Source organism: Silanimonas sp., assembly GCF_027530345.1.
Taxonomy (GTDB): Bacteria; Pseudomonadota; Gammaproteobacteria; order Xanthomonadales; family Xanthomonadaceae; genus Silanimonas.
Genome location: NZ_JAPZQK010000022.1, coordinates 146,566 through 167,147, shown reverse-complemented (window position 1 = coordinate 167,147; position 20,582 = coordinate 146,566). Strand labels below are relative to the sequence as shown.

Genomic DNA, 20,582 nt, shown 5'->3' with positions numbered 1-20,582 from the left:
TCACTCAAGCCAATCCCTCCACGCCAGCCGCGCATCGGCCACCGCGATGAAGTCGCCGTTCAACAGGGTGTCGCGCTGGTTGTAGCGCAGCGCGCGGCCCTCGAGGTCGAGCACGGCGCCCCCGACCGCTTCGACAAGGCACTGGCCGGCCGCGGTGTCCCATTCGGAGGTGGGGCCGAAGCGCGGGTAGAGGTCGAGCCGGCCTTCGGCCAGCAGGCCGAACTTCAGCGCCGAGCCCATGGGCACGCGCTCCGCCCCGGGCAGGCGATCCAGCAGGGCGGCGGTGCGCGGATCGAGATGGGAGCGGCTGGCGGCGACGCGCAGGCCCACGCCGGCCTGCGCTTCAGGCGACGGCACGCACGCGGCGAGCGCGATGTCGTCACCACCAACCTCCCGGAGCCACGCCCCCTGCCCCGCCAGCGCCGACCAGGTCACGCCGGTCACCGGCGCATGCACGAGGCCGAGCATCGGCACGCCGTGTTCGACGAGGGCGATGCAGACGCAGAACTCGCCGTTCTTCTTGACGAACTCGCGCGTGCCGTCGAGCGGATCGACCAGCCACAGCCGCGGCCAGGCACGGCGCTCGGCCGGGTCCAGCGCGGCGGATTCCTCCGACAATACCGGGATGTCCGGCGTCAGCGCTTCCAAGCCAGCGACCAGCAAGCGATGCGAGGCGAGATCCGCCTCGGTCAGCGGCGAGCGGTCGTCCTTGGCTTCAACGGCGAAATCCCGGGCATAGACGGCCATGATCGCGCGGCCCGCGGCCTCGGCCAGCGCGATGGCCGGAACACGCAGGGCGGCGTAGCGCACCGCTGCACCCGCTCCTGAGGCGGCACTCACGGCGTCGGCCTGCCGCGGGCCAGCCACTCGCGCACGAGGAACAGCGCGGCGATCGAGCGGCCTTCGGAGAACTCCTCGCGCAGCATCAGCTCGTGAAGGCGGTCGAAGCGCCAGGGCACCACTTCGAGGGGCTCGGGCTCGTCGCCGTCGAGCTTCTCGGGGAACAGCCCTTCCGCGACCACCAGCTGGATCTCGTGGCTCATGTAGGTGGGCGCCAACGTGATCGACTTCAGGTGCGTCAGCCGCTCGGCGCCGAAGCCGATCTCCTCGCGCATCTCGCGGGCGGCGGCCTCCAGGCCGGTCTCGCCGGCGTCGATCTTGCCCTTGGGCAGGCCGAGCTCGTAGCGGTGGGTGCCGGTCCCGTACTCACGGATCAACAGCACGGTCTCGGGGTCGGGCAGGGCCGCGATCATCACAGCGCCGTGACCCTTGCTCTTCAGGCGGTCGAAGCGGCGGCGCTCACCGTTGCTGAACTCGAGGTCGACGCGTTCCAGCCGGTAGGCGCCGACATCGACCTCCTCGCGGCCGTGGATGGTCGGCAGGGGGCGGCTCATGGCCGGCCCCGCGCATGGACAGACCGGCGGCGGCTCACCATCATTCGCGGCATGACGCAGAACATTTCCATCGCGCCGATGCTAGCAGAGGGCGATGTCGAGGCCTTCCTCACCCGCGACCTCGCCGTCGTGTGGCACCCCTGCACGCAGATGCGCGAGCATCGCGGCGAACTGCCGCTGCTGCCGATCCGCCGCGGCCGCGGCGCCTGGCTGGAGGGCCTCGACGGACGCCGCTACCTCGACGGCATCTCCAGCTGGTGGACCAACCTGTTCGGCCACGCGCATCCGCACATCGCGCAGGCCATCGGGGCACAGGCCGCCGAGCTCGAGCACGTGATCTACGCCGGCTTCGCCCACGAGCCCGGCCTGCGCCTCGCCGAGCGGCTGGTGGCGATCGCACCGCGCAGTGCCACGCATGCCCCGCTCTCCCGGGTGTTTTACGGCGAGAACGGCAGCGCGGCCATCGAGATCGCGCTGAAGATGAGCTTCCATGCGCACCAGAACCGCGGCGACGGCCAGCGCACGCGCTTCGTCGCGCTGCAGAACGGCTACCACGGCGAAACGCTCGGCGCGCTGGCCATGAGCGACATCCCGCTGTACCGGCGCATCTACGCGCCGCTGCTGCTCGAACCGGTGTTCGCGCCCTCGCCCGACGCCTACCACGCCGAACCCGGCGAGTCGGCCGAGGCCTGCGCCCGCCGCGCGGCCGCGGCCCTCGCGGTGTTGTTCGAGCGCGATGGGGCGACGATCAGCGCGCTGGTGCTGGAGCCGCTGGTGCAATGCGCCGGCGGCATGCGCATGCACCACCCGGCCTATCTGGCCGAGGCGCGCCGGCTCTGCGACGCCCACGGCGTGCACCTCATCGCGGACGAGATCGCGGTGGGCTTCGGCCGCACCGGCACGCTGTTCGCCTGCGAGCAGGCCGGCATCACCCCGGATTTCCTCTGCCTCTCCAAGGGCCTCTCCGGCGGCGCGCTGCCGCTCTCCGCCGTGCTCACCCACGACAGCATCTTCGAGGCCTTCTGGAGCGAGGACCGCACGCGCGCCTTCCTGCATTCGCACAGCTTCGCCGGCAACCCGGTGGCCTGCGCCGCCGCCAACGCCACGCTCGACCTGTTCGAGAGCACCGGCGCCATCGCCGCCAACCGCGGCACGGCCGCGAAGCTCGCCACTGCCGCCGCGCGCTTCGCCGACCACCCGGCCGTGGGCGACCTGCGCCAGACCGGGATGATCCTCGCCTTCGAGCTGGTCGAGGACCGCGCCACCCGCCGCGAATACACCGACCATCCGCGCCAGCGCGCACTGGCCGCCTACCGCGCCGGCCTCGACGCCGGCGCCGTGCTGCGCCCCTTGGGCAACGTGCTGTACTGGATGCCGCCTTACTGCATCGACGACGAGGCCATCGCCGTGCTCGACCGCGCCACCGCCGCCGCCATCGAGGCCTACGTCCGATGCGCGTGATCCGCTGCCACGTCGAGGCGCCGCTGGCGGCCGACGCCGTGCTGCGGCTGCCCGAAGAGAAGAGCCTGCACCTGCTGCGCGTGCTCCGGCTCCGCGAGGGCGATGCGGTGACGCTGTTCAACGGCGACGGCCACGACTACGCCGCACGCATCACCGGCAGCGAGAAGAAGGCGGTCGAGGTCACGGTCGGCGCGGTCGAGGCACGCCACAACGAATCGCCGCTGGCCATCACCCTGCTTCAGGGCGTGGCCCGCGGCGACAAGATGGACCTGATCCTGCAGAAGGCCACCGAACTCGGCGTTCAGGCCATCCAACCGGTGATGACCGAGCGCACCGAGGTGAAGCTCGATGCCGATCGCGCCGAACGCCGCATCGCGCATTGGCGGGGCGTCGTCGCCGCGGCCTGCGAGCAGAGCGGTCGCGCCCGGGTGCCGACGGTGGCCGAACCGCGCGCGCTGCACGAGGCGCTGGCCGACCTGCCCGCCGACGCGCGCAAGCTCATCCTCGATCCGCACCAGGGCCGCGCCCTGAAGGCCCTCGACCTTCAACCGACCCAACCCGTCGTGCTCGTCATCGGCCCGGAAGGCGGCCTCGGCGAGCGCGACCACCGTCTGCTGAAGAAGGGTGGCTTCGAGGGCGTGCAGCTCGGGCCGCGCGTGCTGCGCACGGAGACCGCCGGGCTGGCGGTGCTGGCGGCCCTGCAGGCCCTGTATGGCGATTGGGCCTGAGGCCTGACGGCCTCGGCCGGGCGATTGGGCCTGAGGCTCAGCCCAAGCGCGCGATCACGCCGCTGAATTCCTCGCGCCGCGAGAGCGCCTCGACGGCCGTCTCCAACTCGCTTCGCAGCGTCGCGCGATCGTCGGCGCGCAGCGTCGCGTGGCCAACCTTGCGGCCCTCGCGGGAGCTCTTGCCGTAGTCGTGCCAGTGCCCGGCCGGGCTGCGCAATACCGGCGCGGCCTCCGGCATGGCACCCACCCAGTTGAGCATCACGCTGTGGCCCACGGCCGCCGTGCTGCCCAGCGGCAGGCCGAGCACGGCGCGCAGGTGGTTCTCGAACTGCGAGGTCTCGGCACCTTCGATGGTCCAGTGACCGGAGTTGTGCACGCGCGGCGCCATCTCGTTGGCGAGCAGCTGCCCGTCGCGGACGAACAGTTCCAGCGCGAACACGCCCACGTAGTCGAGCGCCTCAGCGACCTTCCGCGCATAGGCCACCGCCTGCGGCTCCAGCGCAGCGCCGTCGGCGCAGGGCGCCATCGAGGCCGAGAGGATGCCGTCGCGGTGCCAGTTCTCGGTCAGCGGCAAGGCGCGAAACTCGCCATCGCGGCCGCGCACCGCCACCACCGAGACTTCGCGCTCGAAGGGCACGAAGGCTTCAAGGATCAGTCCCACTTTCGGCGCCTGCGGCCCCAGCGCGGACCATGCCGCATCGAGATCCGCCGCCGTCTTCAGGCGGAACTGGCCCTTGCCGTCATAGCCCAGCCGGCGCGTCTTGAGGATGCAGGGCAGGCCGATGCGCGCCACGGCCTCGTCGAGCCCGGCACGCGTGTCGACCGCGGCGAAAGCCGGCGTGCCGATACCCAGCTCGTTGAACAGGGTCTTTTCGGCGAGGCGATCCTGCGCGATGCGCAGCGCCCGCGGCGCCGGGAACACCGGGATGCGCGCAGCCAGCCACTCGGCGCTCTCGGCCGGCACGTTCTCGAAATCGAAGGTCGCGACATCGACGCGCGAGGCGAATTCCGCCAGCGCAGCCTCGTCGCGCCAATCGCCGACCACCATGGGCACGAACTGGCCGGCGCAGGCGTCGGCACTGGTGTCCATCGCGAGGAAGCGCAGGCCGAGCGGCGCGCCGGCCAGCGCCATCATCCGCGCCAGCTGGCCACCGCCCAAGATGCCGACCGTGGTCATGCGCGCGGGTCCGGCTTGGCCAGCACGGCCTCGGTCTGCTCGCGGCGGAAGCGTTCCAGCGCGGCCGCGACGTCGGCGTGGTCATGCGCGAGCATCGCCGCGGCGAACAGCGCGGCGTTCGCCGCACCGGCCTGGCCGATGGCGAAGGTGGCGACGGGAATGCCCGCCGGCATCTGCACGATCGACAGCAGGGAATCCAAGCCGTTCAGTGCCTTGCTCTGCACCGGCACGCCCAGTACCGGCACGGCGGTCTTTGCGGCGAGCATGCCCGGCAGGTGGGCCGCGCCACCGGCGCCGGCGATGATCGCGCGCAGGCCGCGCGCCGCGGCGGTTTCGGCGTACTGGAACAGCAGATCCGGGGTGCGGTGCGCACTCACCACCTGCACCTCGTGCGGCACGCCAAGGCGCATCAGGCGGTCGGCGGCGTGCTGCATCGTGTCCCAATCGGACGTCGAGCCCATCACGATGCCCACCTTCACGGCGGTTTCCCCCTGACCTTCACCCGTCGCCATGGCGAGCCTCTCCGGCAAAACCGTATTCTAGACGCATCTTCCGCAACCCTCAGCGCCCCGCCGCCCATGGATCGCAAGCTCCTCGACCTCCTGGTCTGCCCGGCCTCCCACCAGCCGCTGCATCGCCTCGATTCCCCACAGCGCGACGCGCTGAACGCCGCGATCACCCGCGGTGAACTGCTTCGCGGCGACGGCCGCACCGAAACGCGATCCCTCGCCGATGCCCTCGCCAGCCGCGATGGAAAGCAGGTCTACCGCATCGACGACGGCATCCCGGTGCTGCTGGTCGAGGAGGCGCTGCAGACCGCCGGCATCGACGGCCTCGCCGCGCGCTGATGGCGGCCGCTCTCGCGCTGCCGCCGCCGGAGGCCATCGAGGCCGCGGTGCGGGCCGCCCTCGCCGAAGACCTTGGCCCCGGCGACGCCACGGCGCAGCTGCTCGAGGACGTCCCGGCCACCGCCCATGTCGTCTGCAAGGAGGCCGCGGTCATCGCCGGCGGCCCGTGGTTCGATGCCTGCTTCCGCGCCCTCGATCGATCCATCCGCATCACGTGGCGGGTCAACGAGGGGCAGCACGTCGAGCCCGGCACGGTGCTCTGCACCCTCGAGGGCCGCTCGCGCGCCATCGTCAGCGCCGAGCGCAGCGCGCTGAACTTCCTCCAGACCCTCTCCGCGACGGCCACCACCACGGCGGCTTATGCGGCGGCGCTGGCGGGCACGCGCACGCGGGTGCTCGACACCCGCAAGACCCTGCCCGGCCTGCGTCTGGCGCAGAAGTACGCCGTGCGTGTCGGAGGCGGCGTGAACCACCGCATCGGGCTGTTCGACGCGGTGATGCTCAAGGAGAACCACATCGCCGCGGCGGGCTCGATCTCGGCGGCCGTCGAGCGCGCCCGTGCCCTGCATCCGGCGCTGCCCCTGATCGTCGAAGTGGAATCGCTGGACGAACTCGATCAGGCGCTCGCCACCGGCTGCACCCGCATCCTGATCGATGATTTCGACGACGCGATGATGCGCGAGGCCGTGCGCCGCGCCGCCGGCCGCATCCCGCTGGAGGTTTCCGGCAGCGTCTCGCTCGAGCGGCTGCCGGCCATCGCCGCGACCGGCGTGGATTACGTGTCGGTCGGGGCGCTCACGAAGCACGTGCGCGCCATCGACCTCTCGCTGCGGCTCAGCGCCCCAGCACCAGCCAAGCGATAACGGCCAGCGAAGCGACGATCACCACGCCGGCGATCGCCTTCATCAGCCCGGCATTGCCGCCGGACGACGCGACTTCCGCCGCGGGCGCCTTCTGCTGCATCTGCTGGATCTCCATGCCCGGCGCCACGAGGATCAGCCGCACCTGGTCGAGGCGCAGTTCGTCGCCCGGGTTCAACTGGCCGGCCTGAACCCGCTTGTTGTTGATGAAGGTGCCGTTCGACGAGCCGAGGTCCTCGACCTGCAGGCCCGAGGCATTCGGCTTCACCAGCGCATGGCGGCGCGAGATCTCCTCCACCGGAATCGCGATGTCGCACTCGGCGGAGCGGCCGATGGTCATCGGCCCGGTCACACCGTACATCTTGCCGAAGGTGTTGCCGGAGACGCCGCGCAGCACGAACTTGGGCGCGGCCGCGCGCACGCGCGTGGCACCGCTGTCTCCGTCGAGCGCCATCGCCTGTGCCGCCGCGACCACCGAAGGCGGCAACGGCGAGCTGCCGGCGACGGTCTTCGCGGGCTCGGTGGCGACGAACTTCGCCACCACCGCGCCGAAACCGACCTGGTCGCCGGTGCGCAGGGCCATCAGCTCCTTCACCGGCTTGCCGTTCACGGTGACGGCGCCTGCGCCTTCCGGCAGCTGCAGGTTGGCGCCGGTGCTGGTGATGTGGATCTCGAGATGCCGGGGCAGGATGCCCGGCCCGCCGATCACCACGGCGCCTTCCGGATCACTGCCGATGCGGTTCACGCCCGTCGCCAGCAAGGCCGTGGCGTGCTCGCCGTTAGGAAAAACCAGCTTCATCCCTCTCCCCCGTGATTGGCTGGGACCGTGAAGGCACGGTCGCGGCGGACAGTGTGCGCGAGCGGGAAGGGCTTCGTCACCCTCCCCCGCCGGTCCGCCTTGCGTCGCGGCCCGTCCACCACCACATTGCGCGGATGGACCTGCTCAGCTTCGCCTTCCTCCTCACCGTCGTCGCCCTGGCCTGGAACTGGTGGGCCGACCGCCGTGCCGCCGATGCCGCCACCCGCGTCGCCCAGCGCGCCTGCGAACAGGCCGGCGTGATCTGGCTCGACCAGAACGTCCAGCGGGTACGGAAGCGTCTCGCGCGGAACGACGAGGGGCGCCTGGGCTGGCAGCGCGACTTCGACTTCGAGTTCTCGGCGAGCGGCCAGGAGCGCCAGCTGGGCCGCGTGAGCCTGCTGGGCGAGCGTGTCGTCGGCCTGATCGGCCCGGAGCGTCCGCCCCTCGTCTACGTGGGGCCCGGCGGCGTCTGAGCCCGGAGGGGCCGTCGTCCTACTTGATGATCCGAAGGTGGCCGCCGCGCTTCGGCGGCTCCGGCGCCGGTCCGGACCCGTCCGTCGCGTCCTGCGGCGGCGCCACCTCGCCCTCATCGGGCGGGAGGCCCATGCCCTGGCCGGTCTCCTGAGCGTAGACGGCGAGTACCGCCGACACCGGCACGATGACCGAATGGCTCACGCCACCGAATCGCGCCATGAAGCTCACCTCGCGGTTGCCCAGCTGCAGGTGGGCCACGGCGCGGCCGGCGACGTTCAGCACGACGCGGCCGTCCTTCACTGCCGAGGGGGGCACCTGCAATCCGTCGTGCTGGGCATCCACCAGCAGGTAGGGCGTCATGCCGTTGTCGACGATCCACTCGTGCATCGCCCGCAGCAGGTAGGGGCGGTTCGAGGTCATCAAGGCCGGCGTGCCGCCCTCACTCATGCGGGGATCTCGCGCAGCGCCTTTTCTTCCGGCGTGAGGCTGCGGATGAAGCCGGGGTTCCGGAAGATGCGCTGGCCATAGTCATCGATCGGCTTGGCTTCCTTCGGCAGCACGATCCCGAGCGACGGAAGGCGCCAGATGATCGGGGCCATCGCGCAGTCGGCGAGGCTCATTTCCGGGTTCAGGAAGAACTTCGAGGCCTTGAACAGCGGCAGGGCGGCCAAGACGAGGTCGCGCAGCTGCTTGCGGGCGTTGTCGGCCTGCGCCTTGCTGCCAGCCTGCTGGGCCGCCTGCACGTGCGGCACCCATTCGTGCTCGAGGCGAAGCATGGCCAAGCGCAACCGGGCCCGCGACAGCGGATCGATCGGCATCAGCGGCGGGTGCGGGTAGCGCTCGTCCAAGTACTCGGTGACCACCGAGGCCGAATACAGCACCAGCTCGCGTTCCACCAGGGTGGGCACGGAGTGGTAAGGATTCAGGTCGATGAGATCCTCCGGCGGGTGCGCCGGATCGACCGGGACAAGGTCGTAATTGACCCCTTTCGCGGCCAGCACAAGGCGGACGCGGTGGCAGAGGACGCAATCCCTTGCGGAGAACAGGGTCAAGGTGTTGCGCAAACGCGGGCTTGCAGCCATCGGCACTTCCCTTCGACGCGGCCCTCGACCCCTCGCCGACGGCCCAACAATCCCTAACGTGCCGTAAATGGCCGGCGAACCGCAAGGGCCCGGGCCGCCCGGCCGCCCTGCAGCGTCCCCTGCCCCCGAAACGCGAAGGCCGCCCCGAGGGGCGGCCTTCACTCTGGCACCGGGCCGAGGACGCCATGGCGCGGCGGCCCCGGACGGGTGGGACGTCAGTGGATGTCCTTCCAGTATTCCTGCTTCAACAGGTAAGCCAACAGCGTGAAGAAGGACAGGAACAGGATGACCCACACCCCGAGGCTTTCGCGCTGCAGGCGCGCCGGCTCGCCGACGTAGGTCAGGAACGCGGTGATGTCGAGGATGGCGCGGTCGTAGTCGGCGTCGGAGAGGCGGCCGCGCTCGTGCTCCTGGATGACGAAGCCTTCCTCGGTCTTGCGCTGCTTGCCCTGCAGGTCCCAGAGGACGTTCGGCATGCTGGCGCCGGCCAGCACGGTGTTGTTCCAGCCCATCGGGCGGGACTCGTCGACGTAGAAGGACTTCAGGAAGGTGTAGATCCAGTCTTCTTGGCCGATTTTGCCGCGGGCGGTGGTCGAGAGGTCCGGCGGAGCCTTGCCGAACCAGGCCTGCCCGTCGCCCTTGGCGAGGCCGGTCTTCATCACTTCACCGATCTTGGCGTCACCCTTGATCAGGAACTGCTCGACCTGCTCCGGGGTCAGCTCGAGGTCCTCGGCCAGCCGCGAGTACCGCATGTACTGCAGCGAGTGGCAGGCGGCGCAGTAGTTCATGAACAGGCCGGCGCCGCGCTGCAGCGAGGCCTTGTCCTGCAGGTCGATCTGGGCGTCTTCGAGGTGGACCTCGCCAGCGGCCGACACGAAGGCCGGGGCCACGAGCAGGACGGCCGCCGCGAAGAGGGCGGAAATGCGCGACTTAAGCATGCGAGGTCACCCGCTCAGGAACCGGCTTGGTTTTGTCGATGGAGGTCCAGATCGGCATCGTCAGGAAGAAGCCGAAGTAGAACACCGTGCAGATGCGGGCGATCAGGGTCTGGATCTCCGAGCCCGACTGGAGGCCCAGCCAGCCCAGCACCACGAAGCAGATGCAGAACAGCGAGATCATCAGCTTGCTGATCCAGCCGCGGTAGCGCAGCGAGCGCACCTTGCTGCGGTCCAGCCAGGGCAGCAGGAAGAAGATCATCACTGCACCGCCCATGACGATCACGCCGAGCAGCTTGCCGGGAACGGCGCGCAGCATGGCGTAGTAGGGGGTGAAGTACCACACCGGCTTGATGTGGGCCGGCGTGACCAGCGGGTTCGCTTCGTTGAAGTTGTCGAACTCCAGGAAGAGGTCGCCGAAGGTCGGGGCGAAGAACAGGATGAAGCTGGCGATGATCAGGAAGACGCCGACGCCCACCAGGTCCTTCACCGTGTAGTACGGGTGGAAGGGGATGCCGTCGAGCGGCTTGCCGGTGGCCTTGTCCTTCACCTTCTTGATGTCGACGCCGTCCGGGTTGTTCGAGCCGACCTCGTGCAGGGCACCCAGGTGCAGCACGACCAGCAGCAGGATGACCAGCGGCAGGGCGATGACGTGGAGGGCGAAGAAGCGGTTCAGCGTCGAATCCGAGACGAGGAAGTCACCGCGGATGAACTCGGTGAGGTCGCCGCCGATCACCGGGATCGCCGAGAACAGGTTGATGATCACCTGCGCGCCCCAGTACGACATCTGGCCCCACGGCAGCACGTAGCCGAGGAAGGCTTCGGCCATCAGCGTGAGGAAGATGAACATGCCGAGCACCCAGACCAGCTCGCGCGGCTTCTGGTACGACCCGTAGATCAGCGCGCGGAACATGTGCAGGTAGACGACAACGAAGAACAGCGAGGCGCCGGTGCTGTGCATGTAGCGGATCAGCCAGCCCCACTCCACGTCGCGCATGATGTACTCGACGGAACCGAAGGCCTCGGCGGCGCTCGGCTTGTAGTGCATCGTCAGGAAGATGCCGGTGACGATCTGGTTGACCAGCACCAGCAGCGCCAGCGAACCGAAGAAGTACCAGAAGTTGAAGTTCTTCGGAGCGTAGTACTCCGACATGTGCTTCTTGTAGAACGGGATCAGGCCCGGGGTGCGCTGGTTGAACCAGTCCACCGCGCCGTTGACCGCATTTTCGATCTTGGCGTTCATCAGGCGGCTTCCTCCGGCGCGATACCGACCACGACGCGGTTCGCGTTGGCCTTGTCGAAATGGTACGGCGGCACTTCGAGGTTCGACGGCGCCGGCATCCCGCTGAAGACGCGGCCGGCAAGGTCGAAGCGCGAGTTGTGGCAGGGGCAGTAGAAGCCGCCCTTCCAATCGCTGTCGAAGGCCTGCGGCTGCAGCTCGGGCACGAACAGCGGCGAACAGCCGAGATGGGTGCAGATACCCACCAGCACGCCAATCTCGGGCTTGATGGCCCGCGTCTCGTTCTTGGCGAAGGCCGGGGTCTGGTCGACGTTGTCCGACTTCGGATCGGCCAAGCGATCGTCGAGCGTCGGAAGCGCGCCCAGTTGCTCACCGGTGCGCTTGAAGATCCAGACCGGCTTGCCACGCCATTGCACGATCATGCGGGCACCCGGCTCGAGGTCGAGCTTGCTGATGTCCACTTCGACCGGGGCACCGGCGCTTTGCGCGCGAGCGCTGGGCTTCCAGGTGCTGAGGAAGGCATAACCGCCGGCGGCGGCGCCTGCGGCACCGACCACGGCGGTGGTCGCGGTCAGGAACCGACGACGCCCGTTGTTGACCCCTTCGTTGGCCATTCGGCTCTCCGAACTTCGCTGTACGTGAGGATGCGACGGGCCCGAACGAGCCCTCGCAGCAAGGCCGAAGTGTAGCCGAACGCCCATTTGACCGACAACGCCGCCGGACGACGGCGCGAGGCCTAGGGGGCGCCTGCACCCGACATCGGAACCGCGACCGACCCGGCCGCCCCGAGGGCCTCGCGGTAGCGGGCGTGAAGGGTGGCTACGCGGCCCACGTAGCGCTGGGTTTCGTCGAAGGGCGGCACCCCGCCGTAGCGGTCGACATTGCCTTCACCGGCGTTGTAGCCGGCGGCGGCCAGCGTGATGTTGTCGTCGAAACGGTCGAGCAGCCAGGCCAGGTACTGCACCCCGCCAGCGATGTTCTGGGCCGGATTGAAGGGGTCGGCCACGTCGAAGCGGTCGGCCGTGGCCGGGATCAGCTGCATCAGGCCCTGCGCCCCCTTGTGGGAGACGGCGTTGGGGTTGAAGGCCGACTCGGCGTGGACGATGGCCCGCACCAGCGCTTCGTCGACACCGAAACGCGCCGCTGCGGCGCGGATTTCGGCGGCATAGGCCGCGGTATTCAGACGGACATTGGAGAAATCGACGCCCGGCAGGGTGCTGCAGGCGTAGCAGGTCTCGACGTAGGTGAAGAGCGTCCGCACGGCCGAGCCCGCGTTCTGCGGCCGGACGTTCGTGTAATGCGTGACGCCGTCCTTCATGTAGGTGTAGACGGCGCCGCGGGTGACCCGCGCGCCGCGGGTGCTGCCGGCCGTGGGCGCCGGTGCGGCCCCCGGGCTGGCCAGGAACTCGACGCGGCGGGCCGAGGTGGCCGCCGGGGAAGGCGCGGAATCGGCTGGGCTCGGCGCAGCGGCAGCGGCAGCGGGCGCCGGCGTGGGGGCGATGGCAGGACGGGGGTCCGGGCGGTAGCTGGCGGCCACCGTGCAGCTCATCCCGGACTGCCGGCGGCTGCCGTAATGCGAGATGCCATCCGCGCCGACGCAGCGGTAGAGCGTTCCGGCCTGTGCCTCCGAAGCCCCGCCCGGGCCGAAGGCCAACGCAAGCGCAACCCACCCGGCGAGGGCGGCGGGCGACGCGGGCTTCAGGGCGCGGAGGGGACGCATGGCGCGAAGTGTCCCCCAGCAGGGCCGGGCGTACAATCCGCGCCCCATCCACCGGAACGGAGTACGCACCGTATGCCCGGCAAGCTCTTCATCAAAACCCACGGCTGCCAGATGAACGAGTACGACTCGACCAAGATGGTCGACGTGCTCGCCGCCGAACACGGCCTCGAACTGACCGAGAACGAGGCGGAAGCCGACGTCATCCTGGTCAACACCTGCTCGATCCGCGAGAAAGCGCAGGAGAAGGTGTTCTCCCAGCTCGGCCGCTGGAAGGAGCTGAAAAAGAACAACCCGAACCTCGTGATCGGCGTCGGCGGCTGCGTGGCCTCGCAGGAAGGCGAGGCGATCATCAAGCGCGCGCCCTTCGTCGACGTGGTGTTCGGCCCGCAGACGCTCCATCGCCTGCCCGAACTCATCGACGCCAAGCGCGAGACCGGCAAGCCGCAGGTCGACATCTCGTTCCCGGAGATCGAGAAGTTCGACAAGCTGCCCGAACCGCGCGCGGAAGGGCCGACCGCCTTCGTCTCGATCATGGAAGGCTGCAGCAAGTACTGCGCCTTCTGCGTGGTGCCCTACACCCGCGGCGAGGAAGTGAGCCGGCCCTTCGAGGATGTGCTGGTGGAAGTGGCCCAGCTCGCCGACCAGGGCGTGCGCGAGGTCACCCTGCTCGGCCAGAACGTCAATGCCTACCGCGGCGCGACGGACGATGGCGGCACCGCCGACCTCGCCGACCTGATCCGCGCCATCGCCGAGTTCGAAGGCATCGGCCGCATCCGCTTCACCACCTCGCATCCGATGGAGTTCACCGACTCGCTGGTGGAGGCCTACCGCGACGTGCCGAAGCTGGCCTCCTTCCTGCACCTGCCGGTGCAGTCAGGCTCGGACCGCGTGCTGACCGCGATGAAGCGCAACCACACGGTGCTGGAGTTCAAGGCCAAGATCCGCAAGCTGCGCGAGGCGCGGCCGGACATCTGCCTGAGCTCGGACTTCATCGTCGGTTTCCCCGGCGAGACCGACCGCGACTTCGAGCAGACGATGAAGCTGATCGAGGACATCGGCTTCGACCAGAGCTTCAGCTTCATCTACTCCAAGCGCCCCGGCACGCCGGCGGCGAACCTGCCGGACGACACGAGCTCGGAAGTGAAAAGCGCGCGCCTGGCACGCCTTCAGGAAACGGTCACCGCGAACGCGCGGAAGATCTCGCAGGCCATGGTGGGCACGGTGCAGACCGTGCTGGTCGAGGGCCCCTCGAAGAAGAACCCGAATGAAGTGACGGGCCGCACCGAGAACATGCGCTTCGTGAACTTCGCTGGACCGCAGCGTTTGGTTGGTCAATTCGTGGACGTGGAAATCACCGAGGCGCTGAGCAACTCGCTGCGCGGCCGCATCGTCACCCGCGAGACGGCGGCCGCCTGATGGCCGACGCCGCCGCGCCGCGCGATTTCACGCTCGAGCCCGAGGACGGCGAGCGCCTGGCCAACCTCGCCGGCCCGCTCGACGCCCACTTGCGCCAGATCGAGCTGCGCCTCGGCGTGCAGATCGCGAACCGCGGCGGCGTGTTCCGCCTGTCGGGTCCGACGAAGGCGACGGCCTTGGCCGAACGCCTGCTGCGCCAGCTCTGGGCCGACACCGAGACCGAAGTGCTGACGCCGGAAGCCATCCACCTGCGCCTCGGCGCGGATGAGGAATCGGCCGTCGAGCGCGACCTCGGCTTCGCGCCGCAGGACGTCGCCATCAAGGTCAAGCGCGGGACGATCCGGGGCCGCGGCGCCAACCAAGCGGCCTACCTGCACGCCATCGCCACGCACGACATCAACTTCGGCATCGGCCCGGCCGGCACCGGCAAGACCTACCTCGCCGTGGCCAGCGCCGTGGAAGCGCTGAACGATTCGCGCGTGCAGCGCATCCTGCTGGTGCGCCCGGCGGTCGAGGCCGGCGAGAAGCTCGGCTTCCTGCCGGGTGATCTCTCGCAGAAGGTCGACCCCTACCTGCGGCCGCTCTACGACGCGCTCTACGAAATGCTCGGCACCGAGAAAGTGGCCAAGCTGATGGAGCGCAACGTCATCGAGGTGGCGCCGCTGGCCTACATGCGCGGCCGCACGCTCAACGACGCCTTCGTGATCCTCGACGAGGCGCAGAACACCACCGTCGAACAGATGAAGATGTTCCTGACCCGCATCGGCTTCGGCACGACCGCGGTGATCACCGGCGACCTCTCGCAGATCGACCTGCCCAAGCACCAGAAGAGCGGGCTGCGCGACGCGGTCGAGGTGCTGAAGGGCGTGGAGGGCATCAGCTTCCAGTTCTTCGAAGCGAAGGACGTGGTGCGCCATCCGTTGGTGGCGAAGATCGTGCGCGCTTACGACCGCCGCGACGCCGATGCCGCCGGCTGAGGTCGTCGTCTACGACTTCGACGGCACCCTCGTCGAAGGCGACATCGGCGCCGCCTTCATCCACCACCTGCTGCAAGGCTGGCGGCGTGCGCTGGTGCTGCCGTTCGCGCCTTTGGGCTTCGCGCTGATGAGATTCGAGGCGACGCGACGCGCCGGCGTGTCGATCTTCCTGTTCTTCGGGGCGCTGGGGCGCCGTATCGACGCCCTCGAAGCGATGGCCGAGCGCTTCGCCGAAACGCGATCGATGCGTCCCCGCGAGCGCGAACTCGCCTGGCTGCGCGCGGACGTGAAGGCCGGGCATCGCGTCGTCGTCGCGACAGGCGCCTTCGAGCCGCTCGCACGCGTGGCCCTGCGGCGCCTCGGCGTCTATCCCGGCGTGACCCTGGTCGCCTCGCGCCTGCGCCCCCGTTGGGGCGGCGCCGGCGTGGCGCGCCACTGCACCGGCGAGGCGAAGCTGCGCGCCCTCGCCGAGGAAGGCTTTCCGCCGCCCTACGTGCGGGCCGTCTCCGATGCGGCGATCGACCTGCCTCTGCTGCGCGCCGCCGACGAGGCCGTCCTGGTGAACGCCTCCGCCCGCTGCCGCTTGATCGTCCGTCAGGCGCTGGGAACGCGCCTCGTGGATGCCGACCTGCCGGTCTTGCCCCTTCTCTGAGTGCCCCCGGAACCGCCATGCCCATTCCGACCGTCCATGTCAGCTACGGACTCCCGCGCAAGGGCCTGCCCGCCGCCGCCAGTGTGCGCCGCTGGGTCGAGGCCGCGCTCGCCGGCCAGCGCCGCGCCATCGAACTGTCGGTGCGCTATGTCGATTCCGACGAGGGCCGCGCGCTGAACCGCGACTACCGCGGCAAGGACTACGCGACCAACGTGCTGAGCTTCCCGGTCGAATTGCCGCCGGGCGTCCGCTCGCCGCTGCTGGGCGACCTCGTCATCTGCGCCCCGGTGGTTGCACTGGAGACACTGGGGCAGGACAAGCCACTGGCCCACCACCATGCCCACCTCGTGGTGCATGGCGTGCTCCACCTGCTGGGCATGGACCACGAGCGTTCCGAAGCGGAAGCGGACGCCATGGAAGCCCGCGAGCGCACCATCCTCGCCCGCCTCGGAATCCCCGACCCCTACGCCGAGCGCTGAGGGCGCGGACGGCCCTCCACCGGGCCCGTCACGGCCATCGGCTACACTCCGTCGTTCGCGCCCCTCTTCGGGGGCAATGCACCGAAACGAATGTCCGAGGACGACTCTAGTCCCCTGCCCGAGAAGCGCTCCTGGCTCGAACGCCTGTCGCACGCCTTCTCGGGTGAACCCGAAACCCGCGAGGACCTCCTGGAGATCCTCCGCGACGCCCGCAGCAACCGGCTGATCGAAGGCGACACGCTGAGCATGCTGGAAGGCGCGCTCAGCGTTTCGACGATGACCGTGGCCGACGTGATGGTGCCGCGCGCCCAGATGGTCTCGCTGCCGGTCGACGGCAAGCTGCTCGACCTGATGAAACACGTCGTCGAGAGCGGCCATTCCCGCTTCCCGGTGCATGGCGAGGACCGCGACGAGATCCTCGGCATCCTGCTCGCCAAGGACCTGCTGCGTGGCATCGTCGCCGACAGCGCGGTGCAGGACGTCCGCGAACTGCTGCGCCCGGCCCTGCTGATCCCCGACAGCAAGCGGCTGAACGTGCTGCTGCGGGAGTTCCGCGCCTCGCGCAACCACATGGCCATCGTCGTCGATGAACATGGCGGCGTGGCGGGCCTGATCACCATCGAGGACGTGCTCGAGGAGATCGTCGGAGAGATCGACGACGAGCACGACGACGCGGCCGACGCCTCCACCAGCATCGCCGCCGAGTCGGACGGGCAGTTCGTCGTCGAGGCGCTGACGCCAATCGACGAGTTCAACGAGCGCTTCGGTGCCGAGTTCCCGGACGACGAGTTCGACACCATCGGCGGTCTCGTCGTCGCCGGCATCGGCCACCTGCCGGAGCCCGGCGAAGCCTTCGAGAGCGGCCGCTTCCACTTCACCGTGGTCGATGCCGACCAGCGCCGCGTGCACAGCCTGCGCGTGAGGCTCCATGACGCCATCCGCTGAGGCCGGCGCCGTGGCCACGCTGATCAGGTGGCGTTTGGCGGCTCGGGGCGTCGTGGCCTGGGCGCTCGTTGCGTTGGCCCTGTTCGCCGGTGCCGCCCTGGGCGCGCCGCGTGTCGGCGTGCTCACGATGGCGCCCGGCGAGGTGTTCTTCGAGCGCTTCGGCCACAACGCCATCGTCATCGACCCGCAGGACGGCCGCGAACCCACCAGCTACAACTTCGGCTACTTCGACCCCGGCGAACCCGATTTCCTCGCCCGCTTCGTCGCCGGCACGATGCGCTACCGCCTCGTCGCTCTGCCACTCGAGGCCGATCTCGCCCATTACCGCGCCAGCGGCCGCGGCGTCTCGGTGCAGTGGCTCGATCTCGACGCCAAGGAAGCCGGCGCGCTGGCAGCGATGCTCGAGGTGAACGCGCGCCCCGAGAACGCCGTCTACGACTACCGCTACTTCACCGACAACTGTTCGACCCGCGTGCGCGATGCGCTCGACGCCGCGCTTGGCGGCCTGCTGAAGCGCACGCTCACGGCCAGCTCCGAGGGCAACTCGCATCGCAGCGAGGCCGTGCGCCTCGCCTCGCCGGCGGTGTGGATGGGCACGGGCTTCCACCTCGGCCTCGCGGCGAAGGCCGACCGCCCGCTCTCGCGCTGGGACGAAGCCTTCATCCCGATGCGGCTCGCCGACAGCCTGCGCACGGTTGAGCGCGCGGATGGTCGCGCGATCGTCGCCTCGGAAGCCGAGGTTTTGCCGCATCGCCTCGCGCCCGAACCGGCGGAAATGCCGCAGCTGGGTTTCGAAGCGGCGGTGGCGGGGTTCGCGCTGGCCTTCGGCCTCCTTTGGCTCGGTCGTCGCGCGCCGCGTGCGGTGGCCGCCTTCGCCGGCGGCTTCTGGCTGCTCGCGGGGCTCGCCGGCACGACGATGCTCTTCCTGTGGTTCGGCAGCGGCCACGACTTCGCCTGGGGCAACGAGAACCTCTTCCTGCTCTCGCCGCTGGCCTGGCTGCTGCTGCCGGGCGCCTTCCGCGCGATGCGCGGCCGACCGCCGGGCCGGCTGTTCGGGGTGGTGATCGTGCTGGTGCTGGCGCTGGCCGCCGCGGGGGCCTTCCTGAAGTTGATGCCCTTCATGAAGCAGGCGAACGTCGAGTGGGTGGTGCTGCTGCTGCCGCTGCACTGGGCGCTGGCACGTCATTTCCGCCGGCTTGCCGCCACGACGACCGCGGACCGATGATGCGGGCATGAGCCCCGTCATCCCCGTTCATCCGCAAACGCGCGCCGACATGGTGCGCTCCTGCATCCACTACCTTGACGGTCGCAAGGTCGCCGACCTCGAGCTGGATGCGATCTCCGACGTACTGGCGGTCGACGACGGCAGCTTCGTCTGGGTGGGGCTCTACGAGCCGGACGAGGAACTGCTGCACAAGCTGCAGGAGGAGTTCAGCCTGCACCCGCTGGCGGTCGAGGATGCCCTGAAGGCGCACCAGCGTCCGAAGATCGAGCCCTACGGCGACGCGCTGTTCATCGTCATGCACACCGCGCAGGCGAGCGCGAATTGCGACATCGGCGTCGGCGAAACGCACGTGTTCTTCGGGCCGCGCTACCTGATCACGGTGCGCCACGGCGCCTCCCTGCCCTACGCCGCGGCGCGCGAACGCGCCGAGCAGAACCCGGAGCTGTTCCGCCTCGGGCCCGGCTACGGCCCGTATGCGGTGCTCGACTACGCCGTCGACAACTACTTCCCGATCGTCGAGCAGTACCGCCAGGAGCTGGAGACGATCGAGGCCGACATCTTCGACCAGCATTTCAAGCGCGACACCATCCGCCGACTCTATGACCTGAAGCGCGACCTCACGACGCTCCGGTTGGCCGTTTCGCCGCTGAACGACGTGCTGGCCCAGCTCACACGCTTCTACCCGCACCTGGTGCGCGACGAGCTGCAGGTTTACTTCCGCGACGTGCAGGATCACGTGGCCCGCGTGGCGGAAGCCACCGACACCATGCGGGAGATGCTCACCGCGGCGATGTCGGTGAACCTGTCGCTGGTGGCCGCTGAGCAAGGCGAAGTGGTGAAGCGCCTCGCGGGCTGGGCCGCGCTGCTGGCCGTACCTACCCTGGTCGCCAGCTGGTATGGAATGAACTTCGATTTCATGCCGGAGACGAAAGCGCGTTTTGGCTACCCGATCCTCGTCGGCGGCCTCGTCATCGCGGTGTTGGTGCTCTACCGCGTGCTGAAGAAGGCACGCTGGCTGTAGGCGGCGGTTCGAGCCACCCGCCGGCCGTGCGTCACAGCATCCCGGTTTCGAGCTTCGCGGCTTCCGACATCATCGACTGGTTCCACGGCGGATCGAACACGAGTTCGACATCGGCCTCGACCACCGTCGGGATGCGTTCGACCTTGCTGCGCACGTCGTCGACGAGGATGTCGCCCATGCCGCAGGCGGGCGCCGTCAGCGTCATGCGCACGTCGACCTTGCGTTCGCCGTCGTCGCGACGGCCGAGCTCCACCGTGTAGACGAGACCCAGTTCGACGATGTTCACCGGGATCTCGGGGTCGAAGCAGGTCCGCAGTTGCTCCCACACGAGCTTCTCGACCTCGTCGTCGCCCGCATCCTCGGACAGCGCGAGCGCTTCCGGGGCCTCCTTGCCGATCGCGTCGGCGTCTTCGCCGGCGATGCGGAACAGGTTGCCTTCGACGAACACGGTGAACGAGCCGCCGAGCGCTTGTGTGATGTAGCCGACGCTGCCTGCCGGCAACGTGACGCGCTCGCCCTGCGGCACCAGAACCACGGTGCAATCACGGGAGAAGCTGACGGGTTCGCTGGAGCGGCTGTACATCGGCGGGAATCAGGACCAAATCGGGGCTAATTCTACCGGGCTGGCGGGAATCGGCGCGAGGGCGTCGCGAAGACACGGCGCGGCCCGTGCCATGCCGCTACGCTGCGCAGCCCTGCCCTCTCCGGCCGTCCCGCTTGAACACTGCTGTCGCCAACCCGCCCATTCAGCCGCCCCGGCATCTCGGGGCCTGCCTCGCACTCGCGCTGGCCCTGCCGCTGATCGTGGCGCTGTGGGGCGCGGTGGCCCTGTGGTTCGACGCGCCCGCCGCCTGGATGGCCGTGATCGTGGCGGCGGATGCCAGCGTGCTGCTGTCCCTGCTGCGGGTGCCGGCCGGCCGGGGTCGCGCCGCCTGGGCGCTGGCCTTCCTCGGGCTCGCCACCGCCGCGAGCCTGTGGCTGATGGCCGCCGGCGTGGTCGGCCCGGCGTTCGGCCTGCTGCCCTGGGAGTCGGCATTGCGCTTGGGGCCGGTGCTGTTCGGCGTGATCGCCGAGCCCTGGCTGGGGCTCGGCAACCTCGCGTGGCTGGCTGCGGCCGTGGCGCTGACGCTGTGGTGGAACCGCTGATCG

25 protein-coding genes are annotated in these 20,582 nt (G+C 69.6%); 13 read left to right on the top strand and 12 right to left on the bottom strand.

The window, feature by feature from the left end; translation table 11 throughout:
* Window positions 1–810, bottom strand: a complete 810-nt coding sequence (gene cysQ / locus O9255_RS12060; RefSeq protein WP_297867131.1) for a 3'(2'),5'-bisphosphate nucleotidase CysQ — start codon at window positions 808–810, stop codon at window positions 1–3.
* Between the two features lie 26 nt (window positions 811–836).
* Window positions 837–1,394 (bottom strand): ADP compounds hydrolase NudE, encoded by a 558-nt coding sequence (gene nudE / locus O9255_RS12055; RefSeq protein WP_297867108.1) that lies wholly within the window; start codon window positions 1,392–1,394, stop codon window positions 837–839.
* 78 nt (window positions 1,395–1,472) lie between these two features.
* Between nudE and O9255_RS12050 the strand changes: the two genes are divergently transcribed.
* A complete protein-coding gene (locus O9255_RS12050; RefSeq protein WP_297867130.1) occupies window positions 1,473–2,855 on the top strand; it encodes an adenosylmethionine--8-amino-7-oxononanoate transaminase in 1,383 nt (460 codons plus the stop codon).
* The gene (locus tag O9255_RS12045) at window positions 2,846–3,583 is read left to right on the top strand and encodes a 16S rRNA (uracil(1498)-N(3))-methyltransferase (RefSeq protein WP_297867107.1); all 738 of its coding nucleotides are present in this window, start codon (window positions 2,846–2,848) and stop codon (window positions 3,581–3,583) included. The genes O9255_RS12050 and O9255_RS12045 overlap by 10 nt, the downstream gene beginning before the upstream one ends.
* A 37-nt stretch (window positions 3,584–3,620) precedes the next feature.
* Here the strand turns inward: O9255_RS12045 and O9255_RS12040 are convergent, their stop codons facing one another.
* Both O9255_RS12040 and purE read right to left on the bottom strand, forming a co-directional pair.
* Complete coding sequence (locus O9255_RS12040; protein ID WP_297867106.1) at window positions 3,621–4,760, bottom strand: 5-(carboxyamino)imidazole ribonucleotide synthase; 1,140 nt, start codon at window positions 4,758–4,760, stop codon at window positions 3,621–3,623.
* Entirely contained in the window at window positions 4,757–5,272 is a 516-nt protein-coding gene (purE, locus tag O9255_RS12035; protein ID WP_297867105.1) for a 5-(carboxyamino)imidazole ribonucleotide mutase, read from the bottom strand. Before purE ends, O9255_RS12040 begins: the two co-directional genes overlap by 4 nt.
* A gap of 66 nt (window positions 5,273–5,338) precedes the next feature.
* Between purE and O9255_RS12030 the strand changes: the two genes are divergently transcribed.
* Both O9255_RS12030 and nadC read left to right on the top strand, forming a co-directional pair.
* On the top strand, window positions 5,339–5,608 hold the full coding sequence (locus O9255_RS12030) for a Trm112 family protein (RefSeq protein WP_297867104.1): 270 nt from the start codon (window positions 5,339–5,341) through the stop codon (window positions 5,606–5,608).
* Window positions 5,608–6,471 (top strand): carboxylating nicotinate-nucleotide diphosphorylase, encoded by an 864-nt coding sequence (gene nadC, locus O9255_RS12025; protein ID WP_297867103.1) that lies wholly within the window; start codon window positions 5,608–5,610, stop codon window positions 6,469–6,471. Before O9255_RS12030 ends, nadC begins: the two co-directional genes overlap by 1 nt.
* Here nadC and O9255_RS12020 read toward each other — a convergent pair.
* Window positions 6,443–7,267, bottom strand: a complete 825-nt coding sequence (locus O9255_RS12020) for an FHA domain-containing protein (RefSeq protein WP_297867102.1) — start codon at window positions 7,265–7,267, stop codon at window positions 6,443–6,445. The two genes, nadC and O9255_RS12020, sit on opposite strands and share 29 nt — an antisense overlap.
* A 134-nt stretch (window positions 7,268–7,401) precedes the next feature.
* Between O9255_RS12020 and O9255_RS12015 the strand changes: the two genes are divergently transcribed.
* Entirely contained in the window at window positions 7,402–7,740 is a 339-nt protein-coding gene (locus O9255_RS12015) for a DUF3301 domain-containing protein (RefSeq protein ID WP_297867101.1), read from the top strand.
* A gap of 19 nt (window positions 7,741–7,759) precedes the next feature.
* On the opposite strand, the gene O9255_RS12010 is transcribed toward O9255_RS12015, so the two are convergent.
* From O9255_RS12010 to O9255_RS11985, 6 genes are all read right to left on the bottom strand, one after another.
* Window positions 7,760–8,161 carry a ClpXP protease specificity-enhancing factor gene (locus tag O9255_RS12010; protein ID WP_297867129.1) on the bottom strand — a complete coding sequence of 134 codons (402 nt, stop codon included), beginning with the start codon at window positions 8,159–8,161 and terminating at the stop codon, window positions 7,760–7,762.
* 23 nt (window positions 8,162–8,184) lie between these two features.
* Window positions 8,185–8,823 (bottom strand): glutathione S-transferase N-terminal domain-containing protein, encoded by a 639-nt coding sequence (locus tag O9255_RS12005; protein WP_297867100.1) that lies wholly within the window; start codon window positions 8,821–8,823, stop codon window positions 8,185–8,187.
* A gap of 215 nt (window positions 8,824–9,038) precedes the next feature.
* Entirely contained in the window at window positions 9,039–9,761 is a 723-nt protein-coding gene (locus O9255_RS12000; protein ID WP_297867099.1) for a cytochrome c1, read from the bottom strand.
* Entirely contained in the window at window positions 9,754–11,001 is a 1,248-nt protein-coding gene (locus O9255_RS11995; RefSeq protein WP_297867098.1) for a cytochrome bc complex cytochrome b subunit, read from the bottom strand. The genes O9255_RS12000 and O9255_RS11995 overlap by 8 nt, the downstream gene beginning before the upstream one ends.
* The gene (petA, locus tag O9255_RS11990) at window positions 11,001–11,612 is read right to left on the bottom strand and encodes a ubiquinol-cytochrome c reductase iron-sulfur subunit (RefSeq protein WP_297867097.1); all 612 of its coding nucleotides are present in this window, start codon (window positions 11,610–11,612) and stop codon (window positions 11,001–11,003) included. The genes O9255_RS11995 and petA overlap by 1 nt, the downstream gene beginning before the upstream one ends.
* Window positions 11,613–11,734: 122 nt before the next feature.
* The gene (locus O9255_RS11985; protein WP_297867096.1) at window positions 11,735–12,718 is read right to left on the bottom strand and encodes a lytic transglycosylase domain-containing protein; all 984 of its coding nucleotides are present in this window, start codon (window positions 12,716–12,718) and stop codon (window positions 11,735–11,737) included.
* A 72-nt stretch (window positions 12,719–12,790) separates the two neighbouring features.
* Between O9255_RS11985 and miaB the strand changes: the two genes are divergently transcribed.
* The 7 genes from miaB (at window position 12,791) to corA (ending at window position 19,433) form a co-directional block, all read left to right on the top strand.
* Entirely contained in the window at window positions 12,791–14,134 is a 1,344-nt protein-coding gene (gene miaB / locus O9255_RS11980) for a tRNA (N6-isopentenyl adenosine(37)-C2)-methylthiotransferase MiaB (RefSeq protein WP_297867095.1), read from the top strand.
* Window positions 14,134–15,111, top strand: a complete 978-nt coding sequence (locus O9255_RS11975) for a PhoH family protein (RefSeq protein ID WP_297867094.1) — start codon at window positions 14,134–14,136, stop codon at window positions 15,109–15,111. The genes miaB and O9255_RS11975 overlap by 1 nt, the downstream gene beginning before the upstream one ends.
* Window positions 15,098–15,763: a haloacid dehalogenase-like hydrolase gene (locus O9255_RS11970; RefSeq protein WP_297867093.1), complete on the top strand. Its 666-nt coding sequence runs from the start codon at window positions 15,098–15,100 to the stop codon at window positions 15,761–15,763. The genes O9255_RS11975 and O9255_RS11970 overlap by 14 nt, the downstream gene beginning before the upstream one ends.
* Before the next feature lie 17 nt (window positions 15,764–15,780).
* Window positions 15,781–16,242 carry an rRNA maturation RNase YbeY gene (gene ybeY / locus O9255_RS11965; protein WP_297867092.1) on the top strand — a complete coding sequence of 154 codons (462 nt, stop codon included), beginning with the start codon at window positions 15,781–15,783 and terminating at the stop codon, window positions 16,240–16,242.
* 90 nt (window positions 16,243–16,332) lie between these two features.
* On the top strand, window positions 16,333–17,187 hold the full coding sequence (locus O9255_RS11960) for a transporter associated domain-containing protein (RefSeq protein ID WP_297867091.1): 855 nt from the start codon (window positions 16,333–16,335) through the stop codon (window positions 17,185–17,187).
* Entirely contained in the window at window positions 17,171–18,412 is a 1,242-nt protein-coding gene (locus tag O9255_RS11955) for a DUF4105 domain-containing protein (RefSeq protein WP_297867090.1), read from the top strand. The genes O9255_RS11960 and O9255_RS11955 overlap by 17 nt, the downstream gene beginning before the upstream one ends.
* 7 nt (window positions 18,413–18,419) lie before the next feature.
* Window positions 18,420–19,433 (top strand): magnesium/cobalt transporter CorA, encoded by a 1,014-nt coding sequence (corA, locus tag O9255_RS11950; protein WP_297867089.1) that lies wholly within the window; start codon window positions 18,420–18,422, stop codon window positions 19,431–19,433.
* Window positions 19,434–19,464: 31 nt separating this feature from the next.
* Here corA and sufT read toward each other — a convergent pair whose 3' ends face one another.
* A complete protein-coding gene (sufT, locus tag O9255_RS11945) occupies window positions 19,465–20,016 on the bottom strand; it encodes a putative Fe-S cluster assembly protein SufT (protein WP_297867088.1) in 552 nt (183 codons plus the stop codon).
* Window positions 20,017–20,150: 134 nt separating this feature from the next.
* Here sufT and O9255_RS11940 point away from each other — a divergent pair, with 134 nt between their 5' ends.
* Entirely contained in the window at window positions 20,151–20,579 is a 429-nt protein-coding gene (locus O9255_RS11940) for a hypothetical protein (protein WP_297867087.1), read from the top strand.
* Window positions 20,580–20,582: the final 3 nt, after the last annotated feature.

Coding starts and splice junctions, on each gene's coding strand:
- nudE (WP_297867108.1), bottom strand. CDS start 1,394: ATGAGCCGCCCCCTGCCGACCATCCACGGCCGCGAGGAGGTCGATGTC.
- O9255_RS12050 (WP_297867130.1), top strand. CDS start 1,473: ATGCTAGCAGAGGGCGATGTCGAGGCCTTCCTCACCCGCGACCTCGCC.
- O9255_RS12045 (WP_297867107.1), top strand. CDS start 2,846: ATGCGCGTGATCCGCTGCCACGTCGAGGCGCCGCTGGCGGCCGACGCC.
- O9255_RS12040 (WP_297867106.1), bottom strand. CDS start 4,760: ATGACCACGGTCGGCATCTTGGGCGGTGGCCAGCTGGCGCGGATGATG.
- purE (WP_297867105.1), bottom strand. CDS start 5,272: ATGGCGACGGGTGAAGGTCAGGGGGAAACCGCCGTGAAGGTGGGCATC.
- O9255_RS12030 (WP_297867104.1), top strand. CDS start 5,339: ATGGATCGCAAGCTCCTCGACCTCCTGGTCTGCCCGGCCTCCCACCAG.
- nadC (WP_297867103.1), top strand. CDS start 5,608: ATGGCGGCCGCTCTCGCGCTGCCGCCGCCGGAGGCCATCGAGGCCGCG.
- O9255_RS12020 (WP_297867102.1), bottom strand. CDS start 7,267: ATGAAGCTGGTTTTTCCTAACGGCGAGCACGCCACGGCCTTGCTGGCG.
- O9255_RS12015 (WP_297867101.1), top strand. CDS start 7,402: ATGGACCTGCTCAGCTTCGCCTTCCTCCTCACCGTCGTCGCCCTGGCC.
- O9255_RS12010 (WP_297867129.1), bottom strand. CDS start 8,161: ATGACCTCGAACCGCCCCTACCTGCTGCGGGCGATGCACGAGTGGATC.
- O9255_RS12005 (WP_297867100.1), bottom strand. CDS start 8,823: ATGGCTGCAAGCCCGCGTTTGCGCAACACCTTGACCCTGTTCTCCGCA.
- O9255_RS12000 (WP_297867099.1), bottom strand. CDS start 9,761: ATGCTTAAGTCGCGCATTTCCGCCCTCTTCGCGGCGGCCGTCCTGCTC.
- O9255_RS11995 (WP_297867098.1), bottom strand. CDS start 11,001: ATGAACGCCAAGATCGAAAATGCGGTCAACGGCGCGGTGGACTGGTTC.
- petA (WP_297867097.1), bottom strand. CDS start 11,612: ATGGCCAACGAAGGGGTCAACAACGGGCGTCGTCGGTTCCTGACCGCG.
- O9255_RS11985 (WP_297867096.1), bottom strand. CDS start 12,718: ATGCGTCCCCTCCGCGCCCTGAAGCCCGCGTCGCCCGCCGCCCTCGCC.
- miaB (WP_297867095.1), top strand. CDS start 12,791: ATGCCCGGCAAGCTCTTCATCAAAACCCACGGCTGCCAGATGAACGAG.
- O9255_RS11975 (WP_297867094.1), top strand. CDS start 14,134: ATGGCCGACGCCGCCGCGCCGCGCGATTTCACGCTCGAGCCCGAGGAC.
- O9255_RS11970 (WP_297867093.1), top strand. CDS start 15,098: ATGCCGCCGGCTGAGGTCGTCGTCTACGACTTCGACGGCACCCTCGTC.
- ybeY (WP_297867092.1), top strand. CDS start 15,781: ATGCCCATTCCGACCGTCCATGTCAGCTACGGACTCCCGCGCAAGGGC.
- O9255_RS11960 (WP_297867091.1), top strand. CDS start 16,333: ATGTCCGAGGACGACTCTAGTCCCCTGCCCGAGAAGCGCTCCTGGCTC.
- O9255_RS11955 (WP_297867090.1), top strand. CDS start 17,171: ATGACGCCATCCGCTGAGGCCGGCGCCGTGGCCACGCTGATCAGGTGG.
- corA (WP_297867089.1), top strand. CDS start 18,420: ATGAGCCCCGTCATCCCCGTTCATCCGCAAACGCGCGCCGACATGGTG.
- sufT (WP_297867088.1), bottom strand. CDS start 20,016: ATGTACAGCCGCTCCAGCGAACCCGTCAGCTTCTCCCGTGATTGCACC.